Consider the following 17,471-nt stretch of genomic DNA (forward strand, 5'->3'; position numbering starts at 1 on the left):
TTAGTCTCCTTTGTCAACTTTAGCATCTTGAAGGGCCTGTATCATATCTGTTAACATTTGCTCAGGTGAGTCAGCTGTCACAATGCCACTCGTACAACCTGTACCATCTGCTCCAGCTAAAATCACATCATAGACATGTTTTGCACTTGAAATTCCGGCCGCTTGCATGACTAATATGTCAGGGTTGATAGCCTTTATAGCCTGATTGGTTTGAGCCACATAATCCTTGGAACTCACTTGACCAGTTCCAATTAGTTCAGTTGGTTCACATAATACAATATCTGGATTTAGCATCGCAATGGCCTTTGCTTCTTCTACAGAATCGGCACAGACGATGGTTAACAAACCTTCCTTTTTACTTTCTCTTATGGCATTTACCAATTGTGATAGAGTTAAAGGATGTTCTGCATGATTAAGAAAGACCGCACCAACACCAATATTCGACAAAGACTTGGGTAATACAGCTCCCATTCCTCTACCTGGCTCAATCCCATCCAAATGCTGTGCTGTTACAATAATATTTTTTGTCTTAGACTTAATATTTGCTAAATCTGCATATGGTCCCGTTACAAAAAGTGTCATGTCTGGATTAGCAAGTTGATCTGCTTTCATTGCAAGCTCCAACAAATCTTCACCATATAGATAGGACTTGGGATTAAAAATAAAGAATGGCGTTTTTATATCAACAGTCATCTAGTCAACCTCCTTCGTTTCAAAGACATCATAATAATGCATTAAAACCTGCTTCATAGACTCTTTCATAGCAATTGTTAAACTTGGATAATCCTTTACAAAGTCTTCATCTTTTTGTTGATAAGCTGCCGCAATCACATCAGAAAAAATGTTGATTTTTGAGATACCCTCAGTGGCACACCTGTTCAAATTGTCGTCTCCTGAGGAGGAGCCTCCATGCAAAACAAGCGGTATCGGCAAGGCTTTAGCAATCTCATGGAGACGTTCAAAATTAATGTTAGGGATTCCCTTATAAATACCATGAGCTGTTCCAATCGAAATGGCTAAAGAATCAACTTTTGTTTCCTCATAAAATTGCATAGCCATTTCTGCACTAGTATATACCGATTCAACTATTTTATGATTTTCAAGGTTTTCATTTGCACCAACAAAACCAATTTCAGCCTCTACATCTACCTGATGCTGATGCGCATAGTCTACCACTTCTTTGGTTTTGCGAACATTTTCTTCAAAACTATCTAAAGAAGCATCTATCATAACCGAATTAAACCCTAGATCAATTGCCTTTTTAATAAAATCAATATCTTGCCCATGGTCTAAATGAAGAACAATTGGTGTTTCAGCAATGTCTTGAATCTGTTTACCTATCCAAGCAGCTTCTTCTAGAGAAAGCCAGTCACTGTGGCTCTGGGCAAATGCTAAAATCAAAGGTAGCTTGCATTCTTGACTAGCCTCTAAATAGGCTTTGGCACTTGGATAATCAATATAATTCATTGCAGGAATAGCAAAATTATTGTCTTTTGCTATTCCTAATACAGTGGACATGTTAACTTTCATCTTATGCCTCGATTTCTTTTTTAACCTCTTCCCATAAAGCATCTACGCCTATCCCCGTTAATAACGGTAAGCCCATAATCACTTTATCTTTTACTTTGTCTGGAACAACTGTTGTTGAGATAACAATATCATAGTCATCAATATGATTGATTTCTTCAGCTACTTTGGATTGAAATAACTTAACCTGATCCTGGTAACCATTTTCTTGAAGCCAAGTTTTAACTTTGCCCATAACAACGGTTGACGTGGCAATACCTGACCCACACATAACTAATAATTTTTTCATTTTAAACCTCTTTCTTCACTGCAACTTTATTGACATAATATAATCCGGCTAAGGACACAAATAGAATAATCGTAATCACTACCCATGGCATATAATTAGCCGCAAAGATAAATAAACCTGTTGGCCATAAACCACCCTCTGCCATTGCAGTAATACTAGTATGTCCTTCTAAATTAAATTTAGCAGCTTTGGCTGAAGCTGTAACAAGTGGCGCAGCCCAAGAGGTTATATATAAAATAGATACCATATATAAACTACCACCAATAACTGTACGAACAATATTACCTCTGAAAACAGCCGCCATTAAACAAACGACAAATGGAATTGTTGCTAAGTCTCCAAAAGGTAAAGTTTTATTACCTGGTAAAACAACTGCAAGCATAATAGTAATTGGTACTAAAATCAATGAACTGGATAAGACTGCTGGGTGACCTACTGATAGGGCAGAGTCCATACCTATGTTAACTTCGCGGCCTGGGAAACGTTTTTGAACAAATGCGTTAGCTGCTTCTGAGATTGGCGCCAAACCTTCCATCAGGATAGATACCATACGTGGCATGAGTAACATTACTGCTGCCGTTTTAACCCCCAATTGTAGAATACCTTGTAAATCATAACCAGCTAAAATCCCAATCACAATACCAATAATCAAACCCATTACAGAACTTTCACCAAAGATACCAAATTTCTTTTGGATCGTTTCTGGGTCTGCTTCAATTTTATTAAAACCAGGAATGCGGTCAAATAGCCAGTTTAGTGGAATAGCGACCAAGAAACCTGGAGCTGATGTTCCGTGAGGGAAGGTAATATTAGGGAAACCATAGAATTTTTTAATAGCTGGTGCGATGATATCTGCAAGGAGATAAATCATCACAAGATAAGCTGACATAGCATAAAGACCTAGAGCAAAGTTATGTGTTACGGCATAAACTAGGGAAGCAACAAAGGCAGCGTGCCAGAAATTCCACATATCAACCATTAGTGTTTTCGTCCAACCAATGAATAAGAGGAGGATGTTTATACCAATTCCGACAGGAATCGCGAGACTTCCAAGAAGGGTACCATAAGAAATAGCGGCAGCTGCTGGCCAACCAACATCTAGTGTTGTTAATTGCAAGCCAAAGCGTTCAACCATCGCTTGCGCAGCTTTTCCCAAACTACCAGATAAGAGTTCAATCACTAAATTTAAACCGACAAAGCCAATACCCACTGTCAAACCGGCATTAAATGCTTTGCGGGCAGGGGTTCCTAAGAGTAGCCCGAAGATAAAAATCAAAATCGGCAACACAACGATAGCACCGAGATCGATGAACTTTTGTAAAATATCAAACATGATACAGCCTCCTAAATAATATGATATGTTGATAACAGTTTAAGAAAATCAGCCTTTTGATTGGCTGAATAGCCAAGTAAGGTGGTTATGGTTTCTTTATCTTGTAAAACAGAGATAACTTTTTGGAGCATGTCAACCTGGCTATGAGCATCCGGAATGGCCAGCATCATCACAAAAGTAACCTCCACAGCTTGATCTGTAGTTGCCATTTGTGTAAAGGTAACTGGCTTTTCTAAAGTCATGATTGCCAGTTTTGTTTCGTTAACATATTCTGCATCCGTGTGAGGAATAGCAACGCCATAGCCCTCAAATTGAAGTCCCGTTGGAAAAATAATTTCCCGTTCTAAGATGGCCTCTTCAAAACCTTCCTTAACAATCCCTCTGTCACATAATTGTTGACTGAGAAAATGAAGGACATCTTGATAACTTGTCATCCCTTTTTCTTTTAAAAAAATTAATTCTTCATCCATGTTTCTATTGGCTTTCCTTTCCTAGAAGTATGTTAATAAAATGATTTTTTGTTTTTGCCTGGGCTAGTTGATTAACAAAGGCCTGGTGACTAATTTTGGAATATAAATGAATGAGAGCATCTTTATACCTTTCTTCCTCACCTTCTTTAATCGCAATGAGCATGACAACAGATATGCTATTACTTCCCCACTGAATTGGTTCTGCTAGTGTTACAAAACTTAATTGTGAGGCTCTGACAGTTCTTGGGTCTGCATGAGGTAAGGCAATCCCTGTATAGACACTTGTCGAACCAAGATCTTCACGTTGCAAAATAGATTGGTAATAGAGCTCTGCGACACTTTTATTTTTTCCAGAGTTCTGAACTAACATGTGGATAATGCTTTCAGGTGATGCTAGCTTCTGCTTTAAAAAAATACGATCTTGAACTAATTCTGAAATAACAGACTGATTAAAATACTGATCATTTGACATAACTGACAGCATCTTGCGATTACCTTCTGACAGTTTGTGATAGGTTGCTTGAATCTTATCCATTTCTATTTGCGTTAGTACAGGACTTACCAAAATATAGGGAACCTCTAGATTTTTCAATTCAACCGAACTAATAATCATATCCGCAGCAAGTGCTTTGTCATTAGTCAGTTGAGATAAGTCAACTTTTTGAATACGATCGTAATGTGAAATGATTTTACTGACAGAATTAATAATTAATTCCGAAGTAGCCAAGCCATGAGGACAAATAATATAGAGAAGTAATGGTTTTTGAATCTTTTCTACTGCAATCTGAAAATAGATGGTTAAAAAAGTAATCTCCGAATCATAGAATTTAATATCAAACTGATCAGAAATGAACTTCGAAGCCATCCAAACAACATTAAATAATATGGAATACCGCTTCTTAATTTCCTCAGTGGTTTGATTTGTAATATTAATATTATTTTTAAGTCGATAAATCATCGGACGCATATGATTAGTAATCATATCTCTGAGATGATCATCTCCTGTGAAATCGACTCCTGATAACTCACTAACTTTTTCAATCAACCCTTGTGTCACGTGTTTATAGTCTGATGCTTTATTTTTTTCGTTAACATAACCAATAGATAAAAGGGTCAAACAGATCGCATGAATTTCAGCATCTAAGAGTTGATTAATTGGAATAGAGGTCACACTACTTAATAACTCACTGGCAATTGGAAAGATAGCCAATCCTTCCAAGTCTTCTTCCAATGTCAAATGTGTTTGTCTAACAAAATGGCCCTGTTTAATACGAGTTGCGTGGATTAATAAATCTAGAATCAAATAGCTTATTAAGTGACCAGGAATCGTAATCGTGAATATACTGGTATAATGCGTAATCAGTGTCTCAATTTCAGTTAATTGTTTCTCTGAAAAAACTTGTGATAAAAAGGTTTGGCAGTCCGTTTCACTTTGATATAGATCACATTTTTCAATCAGAAAAGTTCTGAAAAAATGACGTACAGCAGTCTCATCTCCTCCTATTGTAATTTCCCCATTTGTCTTAATGAGATAAAGATTATGCTTACGAAGGAGTTGATCTATTTTTTCTAAGTCTCTTCTGACGGAACTTTCACTAATATAGAGATCAAGTGCTAAATCAAGAATATCAAGAACCTCATTCTCTAAAATTAGCTTTCTCAAATAAATCATTTCCCTTTCAGAGAAATCTGTTGAAGGACCAATTTTATCACTATTCGTTCTAAGCTCAAAAAGTAACTTACTCTTTGCAATTGAACTCCCTTCAATAGCTATTCCATATCTGGGCGTTTTAACCAATGTTAAGCTATCTTGTTTCAAACGGTCTTCGAGTGATGAGAGATCCTTGTAAATAGTTTTTGTAGATACTTGAAAGACCTCAGCTAAATAACGTGCACTAACAAAATCTTCAAGATTTAATAACTCTCTTAACAGTTCCTTTTGCCGACGGTTCATTCCCCACCTCACTTCTATAATTCTAGTATACAGAAAACGTTTCCAAACATTAAACCAAAAATAGTCCACATTAATCTGGAACCTCTGTCATTATCTTAACGTTATCAAAAAAACTAGACCTTATTCAGTCTAGTTCTTTCATTATAGCTAAAATCCATTATAACCACCAATCTGGTGTTAATTCTCCTAAAGTAACTCCTTTTGTGTCTTTATTATATCACTGTAAGAAAATTGTTATTGGAAATTTTGCAAATACGGGAATTTCTCTATCGCAAAAAGCCCTTCTCAGGGCTTTTTACAAGTCGATGATTGTCGCTGGGTAATCTATTGCTTCTAAAAATCTTAACAAGTCTTTGGTAGCTATGAAAATTGTCTTGTCATTGGTATTGGGATGGAAGCTCATACGTTCTTCTGAAATAATTTCCTTGTCAATGTAGACTGCGATATCGTGGTCTTTATTATTGAGCAAACCAAATGGAGAGACGACGCCTGGTGGTAAAAGCATCTTGTCATAAAGACTCTCACTAGAAGCCATACGCATTCTATTTGCGCCAACAATTTCCTTAAAAGCATCCATATCCAACATCTTTTGATCATCCATTATCAAGAGATAAAACTGTGTTTTCTTTTTATTGGTTAAAAACATGGTTTTGGTTCGAACACCTTCGATGCCTTCAATAAAAGCATCAGCTTGCTCAGTCGTCAAGGCTGGTTCATGCTCGACTATTTGAAAAGCAATGCCTAGCTCATTTAACTTATCTTCAACAGCTTGATATAAATCCATAAGCAACTCCTTTTATCCACGATTTGAGGTATATACACCAATCATAATAGCCAAAACGCCAAAAATTTGCAAGCTCGTAAATGATTCTCCTAATAGGAGAATACCAGACACAATGGCTACTGCCGTTGACACTCCAATAAATGAAGCCGTTCGATTAACCCCTATCTTAGCAATAGCCACATTAGAGAGGAAAAAAGCTAAGACAGAACAACCGATTCCTTGGTAAAGAATAGCTAGCGCAAAGGTCTTGTTCTCAAAAGGCAAAGTCATTAGGTGCTGGAGGGTTTGCTGACTAATGGCCTCCATGATAGCAAGACTTGCGAAGACCAGAAAACCAAGTAAAATCATGACGACCGTTAATTCTACCCCTGTTAAATGGCTAGCCTTGTCTACGTAAACACAATAGAAGGCATAGGATAGAATTGCTAGAAAAAGCATGGTGTACCCAAGCAGGGAAAAACTTGCTGACAGGCCTACGGCCATGACGCTAAGCAAAACCCCAGAAACTGTAATACCAATCCCAAGAACTTGATGCTTACTCGGTTTTTGCTTTAATATCAGCGCTGCAACTATTAGGGTCATGACTGGAATAGAGGCTAGGAAGGCGCCACTTTCAGATGCTGTTGTTAGATTTATTCCAAATGTTTCCCCAAGAAAATAGAGAACAGGACTAAAAAGGGCAGCAAAAAGGACATACTTGAGAGATTTGCCTTTGTAGTTAACCTTGACTAGTCTTAATACCAGTAAAAGGAGCATAAAGAGGGCTGCCACAAGGAAACGCCAACCTAGTAAAGCCAATGCTGACGCTGACTGGCCAGCTTCCTTGGTGAAAAGATAACTTAAGCCAAAGAGAATTTCACAACCAATAGCACAAAGTGACCCAATCCAAAGCTCCTTTTTTTCAATAGTTTTCATTATTCCTACTTCCCTATAACCAATCGCCTCGTGTAGACAGCTTGACCAGAATGCATGAGAGCATCATCAATGCTTGACACCAAACGCACGGCCCGTGAAACAGGTGAATTCCAAGAACGGTCAATAATCTCTTCTAAACTTTCTGAATCAATGGTCTCCAAAAAACGGTCTTGCACACGATCCAGTAAATCACAAAGTAATTGCCTATCAGACATATGATCCCTCCCGAAAGTCTTTCTTCTATTATAGCACGAAAGAAAGCCTAAATTCCTGAGTCAAAATTGTCTCTAAATAACATCTTCTTTTTTCAATTGCCAAGCCAAAATGCCTATTCCAACCAAGAGAACAAGACTAGCTATGAGGCTGCCTTCAATCCCAAAAGCTCCGCCTGATAACCAGTCAGGTGTACCCGCTTTACTCTTAACTGTTAGAATTGACGCTTCAGTTGGAGTACCACTAACAGCCACACCAAAAAAGTTCCCCTGCATAAAGTTCCAAGCACCATGCAAGCCAACTACTCCCCAGATATTATCCGTTTTTAGCATATAAAGAGCCATCAAGAAACCCGATAAAATCAAGCTAAGCATCGAAGTAATCGTCACATGGTCATTTCCTAAATGCATCAAGCCAAATAGACTACTTGATACTGCTACTGCAATAGCTAGATTGCTGCGTTTATTAATTAATGGTAAAAGCCAGCCACGCGTAATCAACTCTTCTGTACCACCTTGAATCAACCACAACGGAAGAAGAGACAAAACATACCAAATTGTTTTACTTGATAAATCAACTTTGTCAAAGCTTAAGCCTCCAAACAAATAGATCAAACCACAAGTGGCTGATAAAAGAACGGTCCCATAAAACCACCCCTTTAGGATCTCAAAAGCCCATTTCTTTTTAAAAAAACCTAAATTTGCTATTGGACGCCTTTCATACCATTTGACCCAAGCCATCAAAACAAGTGCTATACATAGAAAACTAAATAATTTATAGTGCGTTCCCTGCACCACACTTAAAATGTTTCCTGTATGACCGTTTTTGCTTAAGCTGTAGATCAAAAAAATAATTAATGACCCTACAAAATAAAGTACGACTCCGATTGTCACAAAAAGCTGTGTCATACAACAAGCAAGAATGATCATTAACCAAGCTGGTAACTTTTGGTATCTATCTGTCGTAAACCTTAAGATTTGTTTCACCACTTCTACCCTCATTTCTTTTTTATCTTATTATAATAATACCATTTTTTATCATTTCAAGTCTCATCACAACGCCAAAACAAACTAAACAGCCATATTGGCTGCTTATCTGCTAAAACGTATGATTCCTTTTTCTGCATCGACATGGGCAACTGGACCAAATGGGACAATTGCTCTTGGCGTCGCATGCCCGACATTTAGGTTACAGACAATTGAAATATCTTGCTCAATCACCTCTAATAAATTTTCTTTATAAGCCTGATCAAAGGTCTCATCCATGGGTTTTCCAACTAATATTCCAGAGATTACAGAAAATATTCCTGTTTCCTTTAAAGTAAGCAACATCTTCTTATGAAGAATAGGATCTGGTTTCTCTTCACTTGTTTCAAGTAAAAGAATTTTGCCACGCCACTCCTCCACATCTGGAAAAAGCTGATATTGTTGACAAAGTGTTACACTATCCGCATGACGCTCATTATTAAAGAGATCATAGAGTGATTCCAAGCAACCACCTAATATAGGGCCACTAAATTGACGCGATCCTTTCAGCAGTTGAAAGCCCTGATTTTCATGAGAAACACGAGGTGTCCCTAGGGCATTATCAGAAAAATCTGTTCGCTCATCATACCATAAATCACTTGCTTTTATGTGTGAAATTCTGCCTGTTTCAATCAATTCTTTGAAATAATGCTCCGTGTAAGGAAGCATTTTTTGGTCCAACTCACAAATATCTGGGAGAAATGCCTGTCCATAAAAGGTCTCAATCCCTAACTTGTGCAACATCAAATGATTAATAGTTGTGTCTGAGAAGCCTAGAAAGGGCTTTTGTTTGATGACTTTTTCTAAGGCCTGGTTCTCAAATAGGTAAGGTAAGAGTCTGTAGGTATCCTCCCCACCAATGGCACAAAGAATCAAATCAATCTCCGGATCAGAAAAAGCTTGTATCAAATCCTCAGCACGCGCCTTGGGGTTATTTTTTATAAAATCAAGCCCATTTAAACTATGCGGCAAAAATGTAACCTCTAGACCCATCTCCTTCAATCGCTTTCGACCAAGATCAATCTCATGCTTGACCATCTCTTCACCCAAGATACCACTAGATAAACTGACAATACCTACTTTCTTAATCATCACTTCTACCTCCCTTGCTTTTTTGACATTATAACAGCAAGTCGTGTGTTTGAAAAGAGGAAATCATTTTTTTCTAATAAAAGAAGCTGGGATAATCTTCCCTGCTTCTTTTTGGTAGACTGATGTCTATATGACGCAGTGGTTGAGTGGGTTCTAATACGTTGAAAATCAACTGTTACAGCCCTACTCAACTTTGCGGAGGTGGGACGACAAAATCAAATTTCCAGGAAATGACTGATTTTGTCCCACTCTCTCTATTTTACGTTTTGCCAACGTTTTGTCTTTTTTAATAACATAGGATAACTCGCTTTGAAGAGCATCTTTATTATGGTGTTCCCTTTCCCCTTTGAGATACCATCACGTCCTAAAGCAACCATTTGCGCAAAAGTAATATCAGGAGAGGTAAAGTGACCATTAACATAGCACAAGTAACAGTAATCAGCTGATTTGGTCGCATCGCCATTGCTTCCTCTAAAATCCTGTCCCTTTGGCATTAAGGGCATGGCACAAGATTGACACATTTTTTCCATCGGTTTACCTCCATCATTCAGTTCCATTTTATCATATATATTTATACTTAGCTTATTTTCTGAACTTTTCATTAAAAAAAGCGTAACTCAATACGCTTCTTTTCTATTGAGAGAAACGAAGGCCTATTTACCTTTTATTTCTCCGATTATCACTGATAAGGCTTTTATGATGCGATCTTGTTGTCCTGAAGATAATTCTTTGATTTGCATCATGAGATCTGACAGTTCCGAATTTTCTTCAATCAAGCTAATGTCAAAAAAGCCTTCAAAGTCTACTTCTAATGCCTTCATCACTTTCTCGAGAGTTTTCACTTTTATATTGGTTGACTGATTTTCTAATTTGTACACATAATTAGTCCCGAGGTCTGCTTTTTCCTCTAGTTGTTCTTGGGTCATCCCTCGTTCCAACCTTAAAAGTCGAATCCTCTTGGAAATATACTCCTGTAATATTTTATTTTCCATTAATTTTTACCTCATAGCATTCATTTTACATATATATCTAAATTTTGTTTAGTTTTTTTAATGACATTTTTATTTGCTTTCAACCTTAAAAGGTTTGTCAAATCTGATAACTCATTATAAGATTTACTCAATTTAATAATATAGCAACTTTTAAAAGTTGTGCTTTTTATTTCTAGTGTCTCCAGAAATCATCCCATTCCCACACTATTTCAATTAGAATAATTCTAAATAGCTTATTTATTAGGTAAAGTCGCACTTGAAGTATCAGCAATAAAGTGACAGTTGTTTTCACTCACCAGTAACCAGCCCTTACCATCAAGTTTTTAAAGAAGGGGTCTATCATCACAATTGTTACAAAAAAGAAAAAGATTAGGAATTCGTTACACCACTGTATAACCATCCTAACCTCTCATGTCGTTTATCTGAGTCTCTTATTAGATAATTACAAGTCATCAATCTATGTATTACATTCACTATACACTTATTCAATAAAATTTGACAATAATAACCGGACTTTTGCAAAATTGTAATACATGTCTAAAATGTCTGTAATATTTATTGTCAGCCAAACAAGTTATGATGACTTATGCTACTATTTTTAAGGTACATTTCTGAAGCTTTACGAATTTCCTTGGCCAGTTTCATCACTTTGATGATCTGATTAACCTGTCGCTTTCTTCCTAGACTTAGCTTTCCAAACACGTATAAAAATAGTCTTAAACTGAACAAGTTAAAAATTGAACTGCCTCCAATTATTAGAGCCCTTTTCTAATAGTTGGTCTGCAATTCAATTCCTCTAGCTTTTTATATTTGGCAAATCAATGGTGACAGTCGTTCCTTGTCCCACTACGCTGACTAAACTAATCTCTCCATTTAACAAGACTACAATTTGTTTAACGATTGCTAGACCTAGCCCATTTCCTTGACTGGCATGTGACTGGTCTGCTTGATAAAATTGTTCAAAAACATGACGCTGGTTCTCTGAACTGATCCCAATTCCCTTATCTGTGATGCTGACTGATAAGCCTTTTGGCGTTTGATCATAGGTAACAGTCAAGTCAACTTGCTCTGGGGAATATTTAATGGCATTATCCATCACATTCATCCACACTTGCATGGTTAAATCTGCATCTGTGATGATGGGACTTGTTGAAGCGTCAGGTAGTGAAAAATTGATTACTTTGTCTTGCCATTTTTCTGTTAGCATAATCGCCGCATGTCTGATTTGCTCACTAATATTTACGGACTCATCCTTAGCTTGATACCCTTTACCAAGTCCTGATAAATTTAAAATGCTCTCACACAAGCGACTTAATCTATCTGTTTCACTTTGCATCAAATGCAATAAGTCTGCTCTATCAGCTAATTCTAGTTGGTCTGACAATAATAATTCACTAATTCCTGAAAGTGAAGCTATTGGTGTCTTCAACTCATGCGAGACATTTGAGATAAAATCCTGACGCAATTGGGCTAAATTCTGTAAGTCCTCTGACATTTGATTAAAATTTTGACTTAACTCATCAATCTCATTGTGAAAAGGTGCCTGATCGTTAGGGTAAGCTTTGCGAACTATTTTTGTTGAAAAATCACCTGTGGAAACACGTTTAACAGCTCGGTTCAAATCGCTAATTGGCTTGGTCAAGTGAATTGATCCTTGCCACATAATGAGACTACCTACAAGTAAAATAACCAAACTATACATTGTAAGCCAAAAATAAGTGCCCCCCTCCAGGTTGAACATTGTTTTTAGTAAGGTTACCAGGACAATAGCAGATAAACAGCTGATAATTAAGATTGCAATGAATAACATCACAAAATAATAACGCAATGAAAATTGAAGTTCCCTAGTTTTTTTCATGTATCACTTTTCCTTTGTAGCCTAGCCCCCTGATAGTGACTATTTCAAAATCAGAATTGCCTTTAAATTTTTGTCTAATCCGCTTAATGCAGGCATCTACCAGACGTTCATCCTTATCATCTCCCATGCCCCAAATATCATCTAGTAAATCTAGTCGTGTAAAGATTTTTTCAGGGCGACTCAATAACTTATAAAGAACATAAAATTCTTTCATTGGGACCTGTTCAATAGCACCAGTATCCAGATTGGTAACTGTCAAATCTTGATAATCTAATCTTGTATGAGCAAAGTTCAACACGTGATTGGCTTCCAATTGCGCCCGTCTTAAAAGAGCCTGCACTCTCAAAACGAGTTCTTGCAATCGAATAGGTTTAACCAAATAATCATCAACGCCGACTTTAAAAGCTTCTTCTAAGGATTCAAACTGAGATTTTGCTGTCATCATTAAGATTGGTAAGGTATAGTCGGCTTCTCTTAACAGCTTGACACAAGTATAACCATCCATCACGGGCATCATGATGTCCGTAATCAATAAATCAATCTGCTGTTGATCCAAAATATCTAGAACTTCCTGACCATTGGATGCTGAAAAAACTTGAAAATTAGCTTGCTTTAATTTTGTAGTGATAATCTTATTTAAACTGATATCATCTTCTGCTACTAGGATATGAAACATAAACTCTCCTTTGATGACATTATATCACACCAGGCACTAAGAAACTTTTTCTAATTTACCATCTTTTAATTCATAGATCGTATCAACTAAGTCTAAGATGCGTTGGTCATGTGTTACCATGACAGCTGCCTTCCCTTTTGCCTTGACTTCTTTTCGGATGAGTTCAGTAATTTCACGCCCTCTAGTGGCATCTAGACTGGCTGTTGGCTCGTCAGCTAAAATTAACTGGGGATTACCTACAAAGGCACGTGCAATAGCTGCGCGTTGCTTTTGTCCACCTGACATTTTATTAGGTCGTTTATTTTGACAAGATAAAATATCTAATTCTTTAAGTAATTCTTGAATATCTGCTTCAATTTCTTTTTTCTTGCGGTCATCTTTTATTCCAGCAACCAGAGCTAATTGTTGTTTGATAGACATAAAAGGTAACAATTGATGATCTTGGAAGATAAAGCCGAGCAATTCATTCCTTTTTTTTGTCCATTGGCTTTGCTTCAACTGACTTAGTTCGTGATCAGCCAATTTGACCTGCCCAGAATCAGCTGATAACAACAGCCCTGCAATTGATAAAAGTGTTGACTTGCCCGATCCTGAAGGACCTAAAATAGCAACAAATTCCCCCTTATCAACAGTCAAATCAAGATTATTTAAAATAAGATGTTCTTGTTCACCATCTTGGAAACTTTTTGTTATTCCTTTTAATTGTAATACACTCATTTTACTCTCCATTTCCACCAATAACTTGAACAGGGTCTACTTGTCTCACTTTCAATAAAGAAAGTGCGCCACAGGTAACAGTAATAGCGACAAAACTTAATGCAACCACTACTATCCTTTGGTATTCTAAAAAGAATGGCATACCTGAAGGCATAACTTGAGCCAAACCAAGTGTTGCTAGGATTCCTACACTAATACCAATGCTTGCTAAAATGACAATTTGCAGGATTTGTGCTAAAGCAATTTTTGACATGGTGAATCCGATAGCTTTTAAGACACCAAACTGATGTAATTTTTGCAAGGTTAAAATATAAAAGAAAACGCCTAAAATAGCTGCCGAAGCCAGTAAAAGCACCCAAGTAATCATTGTTAAGGTCAAATGCTCAGCTTGATAGCCTGGAATCTGTTCAATAATTGACTGCTTCTGATAAGCTTTTAAACTACTTGGCAAATCTTTATTTGACAGTTGATGATCAGTCACATAAGCCTGAGGTAACCACTCATAATGAGGTTGGTTTGCCTGACGCATAGCAACATAAGTGTCTTTACTGATAAATCCAATAGCACTATGGCCATATTTAGCATCCTTTGTGAAGCCAACAACTGTTAAACTGAGTTCAGAGGCTGAGTCCTTAAGTTTATCACCAATACGAATCCCTTCTCGTTTAAAACTGTCATCAAGAACTACCTCTTTACCTGTCGATAAAGCCTTCCCCTGACTAATGTCAGGGTTTAAGAGTTTACTAGTTTCAATAGCAAAATAGCTAATATCTTTTTTATCTCCTTTGCCGTCTTTTGTCACATTTGCTCTTTGAATCGTCAAGCCTGATAGATTAGTAAGTGCTTTATCTGATAAGTTATCTTTATCTTTTTGCGTCATATTAGAATAGGTAATATTACCTTTAGCATCATCTTTTAAGATATAAGTTAAATTGCCATAGTTATCAATTTGAGCACTTACCTCACGTCCAAGACCATTGCTAAGACCTGTTAAGAAAAGAACCATAAACAACATTAAGACAATAAGTAGTTCGATTAAAATATATTTTTTGGGTTGGTATTTAATTTCTTCCCATGCTAATGTCAACATCATTTTCTCCTTCATAATGAATATGTCCTTATTATAAAAAAGAAATGTGACCTGAATATGACCTCAAAAAAAAAGATCAAGGGTCTTTTCAAAGTGAAGACAAAGTCCTTTCTACACTCTACGGTAGCGTTTCATCCCTAAAATATTAGCAATTGTGAGGACAACTAAAATCATTAACAAAACAGCTATATCCAGCCAAATATCAGCAATTCCTTTACCTTGTAAAACGATTGCTGACATAGCATGTCCAGAGTATGATAAGGGCAAGAATTTTCCAATGCCTCTGACCCAGCTAGCCATGGTGTCTAATGGAATGATGCCCGAGAAAAAAAGCTGTGGTAAAACGACCAAGGGAATGAATTGCATCATTTGGAATTCTGATTTCGCAAGCGTTGATAACAAAATTCCAAAGGCTAAGGCCACTAATGCTAAAACATTACTAACAAAGATTAATAAATAAATGTTACCTACAACTTCTAACTTCATAAAGTAAACAGATGCAATGACAATAATGGTTGTCTGAATTAAGGCCAGTATGCCATAGGAAATCATGTAACCAAAAACAATTTGTGATCTTCTGACTGGGGTTGCTAAGAGACGATCAAGTGTGCCTGAGGTCCTTTCTTTCAGCAAAGCCATTCCCGAAATCAAAAAAACAAAGAAAAAAGTAATAAAACCAATTAGAACGGGTATCATTTTTGCAAAGAAGCTGGTATTTTTATCGCCATAGTGATAGCTTTGACTTATTTTGGGAAGTTTAGATGGGTCGATTTGAAGTGCAGTTTTCGTTTGCGGTGTTGCCTTTGGCAGTGCTAACTGTGCTAATTTTTTACTGATGCTTGAAATCAGTTCCTTTTGTCCATCTGCCGTCAGGACTGATTTAATGGCTTGACGCGTGAATTTGGTCTTTGAGCTATCTGTATTAGCGTGGAGGAGACCGTAGTTCCCATCATCTTCTCTGACAAGGTAAGCATCATACTTATCGGTTGTCATTCCTTTAACTGCTTCTTTTCGTGAAGAAACAGTTGTCAGACGAATGCCATCTACTTTCTTTAATCCTTTGACCAATTCTGTTGGGAGGTTCTTCCCTGCAAGATTCACAGATACACTGGTTTCTGCTGAAAACATCACATTCATAAGAAAAAGGATGAAAATAGGGGCAACAAACATCATAAGGACCGTTCGTTTGTCCCTGAGTAACTCCGTAATGATCTTTTTTACAATAGCACTAATCATCTTGTTCTCCCTCTGCTTTCAAGAAGACTTCTTCTATACTTGAGACGCCATAGCATGCTTTTAAATTCGTTGGTGTATCTAGTGCTATTAACCGTCCATCGAGCAACAAACCCACTTTATCTGTTTTCTCGGCTTCGTCCATAACATGGGTTGTTACTAAAATGCCGACACCCCTATCTTTTAGCTGGTATAATTCCTGCCAAATTTTCAAACGTAAGGATGGGTCGATGCCAACTGTTGGTTCATCTAGAATCAAAACTTGAGGGTGACCTAATAAGGCAATAGCTAATGATAGGCGCCTTTTCATTCCTCCTGAAAAGCCCGAAACTAATCTAGACAGATCATTTTCTAAACCAACAATTTTGCTGACATGCATAATTGATTCTTTAAGGGACTGACCTTTCATGTCTTTCATTCGAGCAAAAAATTTAAGATTTTCATAAGCTGTCAAATTTTCATAAAGAGCATCCGATTGTGCCATGTATCCAATCTTCCCAAGCACTTGTCGATTGGGCATCGCAACACCTAATATGGTTGACTGGCCTGAATCAACTTTTTCCATGCCTAAACTCAATTTAATCATCGTTGATTTACCAGCACCAGACGGTCCTATGAGTCCAACAATTTGACCGGCACATAGCGAAAAGCTAACCTTATCAAGGATTTTCGTTTGGCCATATGATTTTTCTAATGCATCAAGCACATATAACTGTTCCATATACACCCCTTTTAGGTAAGTAATTACTCACCTTTTTTATAATCCAAGTATAATGACTAGCTTCTTGGCTGTCAAATTGGCTGTGATTGCTTTTTTTGATTAGCTTCGTTAATTTGCTGACTATGTCAATAGCTTCTCTAGCCAAAGCTAGCCTTTCTTTTTCTGAAGCTTGATAGGGTGTCTTAAAAAAAGAAATGACTTCACTTTTAGAAGGTGATTTCAACATAATAACGACTTCTAAAGATGTCATGGCATAATAATCAAGGTAATGCAGCTGTGGATCAAGCCTCATTTGTAATTCTTCTATCGTAGAAGAAACACCCGAAACCAACAACTTAACCTCTTTAAGCTGACTGTAATCAATTTTTTTGTTAAATATTATGACCGTTTTTTGCTCATCATTAAACGCTACAACATGACGACTCTTTTCTTTTTGGAATAATGACATGACCTTACGGACCTTTCTACATTTCATGAGATTTACTTTTTGATGCCAACATTATACATCAGATAGAAAAACCACCTCTACTTTATCACAAAGGAAAAAGTAGTGAAGATTTCTCCCGTCGGAAATTTCTTCAC

At 37.0% G+C, this 17,471-nt stretch carries 20 protein-coding genes; all 20 read right to left on the minus strand.

Going from position 1 to position 17,471, the window contains the following annotated elements; genetic code table 11:
• The 20 genes from ACVRZD_RS05410 to ACVRZD_RS05505 all read right to left on the minus strand — a co-directional run bounded on the left by ACVRZD_RS05410 (nucleotide 1) and on the right by ACVRZD_RS05505 (nucleotide 17,337).
• Nucleotides 1–693 (minus strand): triose-phosphate isomerase, encoded by a 693-nt coding sequence (locus tag ACVRZD_RS05410; RefSeq protein ID WP_037627176.1) that lies wholly within the window; start codon nucleotides 691–693, stop codon nucleotides 1–3.
• Entirely contained in the window at nucleotides 694–1,530 is an 837-nt protein-coding gene (locus ACVRZD_RS05415) for a class II fructose-bisphosphate aldolase (protein WP_037627174.1), read from the minus strand. It abuts the gene before it with no gap.
• A gap of 1 nt (nucleotide 1,531) precedes the next feature.
• Nucleotides 1,532–1,816 carry a PTS sugar transporter subunit IIB gene (locus tag ACVRZD_RS05420; protein WP_037627172.1) on the minus strand — a complete coding sequence of 95 codons (285 nt, stop codon included), beginning with the start codon at nucleotides 1,814–1,816 and terminating at the stop codon, nucleotides 1,532–1,534.
• Nucleotide 1,817: 1 nt separating this feature from the next.
• Nucleotides 1,818–3,149 (minus strand): PTS galactitol transporter subunit IIC, encoded by a 1,332-nt coding sequence (locus tag ACVRZD_RS05425; RefSeq protein WP_447450339.1) that lies wholly within the window; start codon nucleotides 3,147–3,149, stop codon nucleotides 1,818–1,820.
• A gap of 11 nt (nucleotides 3,150–3,160) precedes the next feature.
• Nucleotides 3,161–3,619 (minus strand): PTS sugar transporter subunit IIA, encoded by a 459-nt coding sequence (locus ACVRZD_RS05430; RefSeq protein ID WP_037627170.1) that lies wholly within the window; start codon nucleotides 3,617–3,619, stop codon nucleotides 3,161–3,163.
• 4 nt (nucleotides 3,620–3,623) lie between these two features.
• The gene (locus tag ACVRZD_RS05435; RefSeq protein ID WP_447450340.1) at nucleotides 3,624–5,573 is read right to left on the minus strand and encodes a BglG family transcription antiterminator; all 1,950 of its coding nucleotides are present in this window, start codon (nucleotides 5,571–5,573) and stop codon (nucleotides 3,624–3,626) included.
• Nucleotides 5,574–5,868: 295 nt separating this feature from the next.
• Entirely contained in the window at nucleotides 5,869–6,357 is a 489-nt protein-coding gene (locus ACVRZD_RS05440; RefSeq protein WP_037627167.1) for a prolyl-tRNA synthetase associated domain-containing protein, read from the minus strand.
• A gap of 12 nt (nucleotides 6,358–6,369) precedes the next feature.
• Complete coding sequence (locus ACVRZD_RS05445; RefSeq protein ID WP_447450341.1) at nucleotides 6,370–7,272, minus strand: DMT family transporter; 903 nt, start codon at nucleotides 7,270–7,272, stop codon at nucleotides 6,370–6,372.
• Nucleotides 7,273–7,277: 5 nt separating this feature from the next.
• Nucleotides 7,278–7,487 (minus strand): hypothetical protein, encoded by a 210-nt coding sequence (locus tag ACVRZD_RS05450; protein ID WP_037627165.1) that lies wholly within the window; start codon nucleotides 7,485–7,487, stop codon nucleotides 7,278–7,280.
• A 72-nt stretch (nucleotides 7,488–7,559) separates the two neighbouring features.
• Nucleotides 7,560–8,486 (minus strand): CPBP family intramembrane glutamic endopeptidase, encoded by a 927-nt coding sequence (locus ACVRZD_RS05455; RefSeq protein WP_037627163.1) that lies wholly within the window; start codon nucleotides 8,484–8,486, stop codon nucleotides 7,560–7,562.
• 90 nt (nucleotides 8,487–8,576) lie between these two features.
• Nucleotides 8,577–9,602 carry a S66 family peptidase gene (locus ACVRZD_RS05460; RefSeq protein WP_037627213.1) on the minus strand — a complete coding sequence of 342 codons (1,026 nt, stop codon included), beginning with the start codon at nucleotides 9,600–9,602 and terminating at the stop codon, nucleotides 8,577–8,579.
• 254 nt (nucleotides 9,603–9,856) lie between these two features.
• Nucleotides 9,857–10,132 carry a zinc ribbon domain-containing protein gene (locus ACVRZD_RS05465; RefSeq protein ID WP_037626404.1) on the minus strand — a complete coding sequence of 92 codons (276 nt, stop codon included), beginning with the start codon at nucleotides 10,130–10,132 and terminating at the stop codon, nucleotides 9,857–9,859.
• 123 nt (nucleotides 10,133–10,255) lie between these two features.
• Nucleotides 10,256–10,594, minus strand: coding sequence for a type II toxin-antitoxin system RelB family anti-toxin (relB, locus tag ACVRZD_RS05470; RefSeq protein ID WP_037626391.1), 339 nt, complete (start codon nucleotides 10,592–10,594; stop codon nucleotides 10,256–10,258).
• A 796-nt stretch (nucleotides 10,595–11,390) separates the two neighbouring features.
• Nucleotides 11,391–12,452: a sensor histidine kinase gene (locus ACVRZD_RS05475; RefSeq protein ID WP_447450342.1), complete on the minus strand. Its 1,062-nt coding sequence runs from the start codon at nucleotides 12,450–12,452 to the stop codon at nucleotides 11,391–11,393.
• On the minus strand, nucleotides 12,439–13,128 hold the full coding sequence (locus ACVRZD_RS05480) for a response regulator transcription factor (protein ID WP_037626389.1): 690 nt from the start codon (nucleotides 13,126–13,128) through the stop codon (nucleotides 12,439–12,441). The genes ACVRZD_RS05475 and ACVRZD_RS05480 overlap by 14 nt, the downstream gene beginning before the upstream one ends.
• A 36-nt stretch (nucleotides 13,129–13,164) precedes the next feature.
• Nucleotides 13,165–13,845, minus strand: coding sequence for an ABC transporter ATP-binding protein (locus tag ACVRZD_RS05485; RefSeq protein WP_037626387.1), 681 nt, complete (start codon nucleotides 13,843–13,845; stop codon nucleotides 13,165–13,167).
• A gap of 1 nt (nucleotide 13,846) precedes the next feature.
• Entirely contained in the window at nucleotides 13,847–14,932 is a 1,086-nt protein-coding gene (locus ACVRZD_RS05490) for an ABC transporter permease (RefSeq protein WP_037626402.1), read from the minus strand.
• 114 nt (nucleotides 14,933–15,046) lie between these two features.
• Nucleotides 15,047–16,171 carry an ABC transporter permease gene (locus ACVRZD_RS05495; protein WP_447450343.1) on the minus strand — a complete coding sequence of 375 codons (1,125 nt, stop codon included), beginning with the start codon at nucleotides 16,169–16,171 and terminating at the stop codon, nucleotides 15,047–15,049.
• Nucleotides 16,164–16,889, minus strand: a complete 726-nt coding sequence (locus tag ACVRZD_RS05500; protein ID WP_037626383.1) for an ABC transporter ATP-binding protein — start codon at nucleotides 16,887–16,889, stop codon at nucleotides 16,164–16,166. The genes ACVRZD_RS05495 and ACVRZD_RS05500 overlap by 8 nt, the downstream gene beginning before the upstream one ends.
• Nucleotides 16,867–17,337 carry a hypothetical protein gene (locus tag ACVRZD_RS05505; RefSeq protein ID WP_052128137.1) on the minus strand — a complete coding sequence of 157 codons (471 nt, stop codon included), beginning with the start codon at nucleotides 17,335–17,337 and terminating at the stop codon, nucleotides 16,867–16,869. Before ACVRZD_RS05505 ends, ACVRZD_RS05500 begins: the two co-directional genes overlap by 23 nt.
• Nucleotides 17,338–17,471 lie beyond the last annotated feature (134 nt).

The organism is Streptococcus hongkongensis, assembly GCF_053206145.1.

What these genes read in the sequence shown, in the direction of transcription:
- ACVRZD_RS05410 (WP_037627176.1), bottom strand. Translation starts at nt 693, where the DNA reads ATGACTGTTGATATAAAAACGCCATTCTTTATTTTTAATCCCAAGTCC.
- ACVRZD_RS05415 (WP_037627174.1), bottom strand. Translation starts at nt 1,530, where the DNA reads ATGAAAGTTAACATGTCCACTGTATTAGGAATAGCAAAAGACAATAAT.
- ACVRZD_RS05420 (WP_037627172.1), bottom strand. Translation starts at nt 1,816, where the DNA reads ATGAAAAAATTATTAGTTATGTGTGGGTCAGGTATTGCCACGTCAACC.
- ACVRZD_RS05425 (WP_447450339.1), bottom strand. Translation starts at nt 3,149, where the DNA reads ATGTTTGATATTTTACAAAAGTTCATCGATCTCGGTGCTATCGTTGTG.
- ACVRZD_RS05430 (WP_037627170.1), bottom strand. Translation starts at nt 3,619, where the DNA reads ATGGATGAAGAATTAATTTTTTTAAAAGAAAAAGGGATGACAAGTTAT.
- ACVRZD_RS05435 (WP_447450340.1), bottom strand. Translation starts at nt 5,573, where the DNA reads ATGAACCGTCGGCAAAAGGAACTGTTAAGAGAGTTATTAAATCTTGAA.
- ACVRZD_RS05440 (WP_037627167.1), bottom strand. Translation starts at nt 6,357, where the DNA reads ATGGATTTATATCAAGCTGTTGAAGATAAGTTAAATGAGCTAGGCATT.
- ACVRZD_RS05445 (WP_447450341.1), bottom strand. Translation starts at nt 7,272, where the DNA reads ATGAAAACTATTGAAAAAAAGGAGCTTTGGATTGGGTCACTTTGTGCT.
- ACVRZD_RS05450 (WP_037627165.1), bottom strand. Translation starts at nt 7,487, where the DNA reads ATGTCTGATAGGCAATTACTTTGTGATTTACTGGATCGTGTGCAAGAC.
- ACVRZD_RS05455 (WP_037627163.1), bottom strand. Translation starts at nt 8,486, where the DNA reads ATGAGGGTAGAAGTGGTGAAACAAATCTTAAGGTTTACGACAGATAGA.
- ACVRZD_RS05460 (WP_037627213.1), bottom strand. Translation starts at nt 9,602, where the DNA reads ATGATTAAGAAAGTAGGTATTGTCAGTTTATCTAGTGGTATCTTGGGT.
- ACVRZD_RS05465 (WP_037626404.1), bottom strand. Translation starts at nt 10,132, where the DNA reads ATGGAAAAAATGTGTCAATCTTGTGCCATGCCCTTAATGCCAAAGGGA.
- relB (WP_037626391.1), bottom strand. Translation starts at nt 10,594, where the DNA reads ATGGAAAATAAAATATTACAGGAGTATATTTCCAAGAGGATTCGACTT.
- ACVRZD_RS05475 (WP_447450342.1), bottom strand. Translation starts at nt 12,452, where the DNA reads ATGAAAAAAACTAGGGAACTTCAATTTTCATTGCGTTATTATTTTGTG.
- ACVRZD_RS05480 (WP_037626389.1), bottom strand. Translation starts at nt 13,128, where the DNA reads ATGTTTCATATCCTAGTAGCAGAAGATGATATCAGTTTAAATAAGATT.
- ACVRZD_RS05485 (WP_037626387.1), bottom strand. Translation starts at nt 13,845, where the DNA reads ATGAGTGTATTACAATTAAAAGGAATAACAAAAAGTTTCCAAGATGGT.
- ACVRZD_RS05495 (WP_447450343.1), bottom strand. Translation starts at nt 16,171, where the DNA reads ATGATTAGTGCTATTGTAAAAAAGATCATTACGGAGTTACTCAGGGAC.
- ACVRZD_RS05500 (WP_037626383.1), bottom strand. Translation starts at nt 16,889, where the DNA reads ATGGAACAGTTATATGTGCTTGATGCATTAGAAAAATCATATGGCCAA.
- ACVRZD_RS05505 (WP_052128137.1), bottom strand. Translation starts at nt 17,337, where the DNA reads ATGTCATTATTCCAAAAAGAAAAGAGTCGTCATGTTGTAGCGTTTAAT.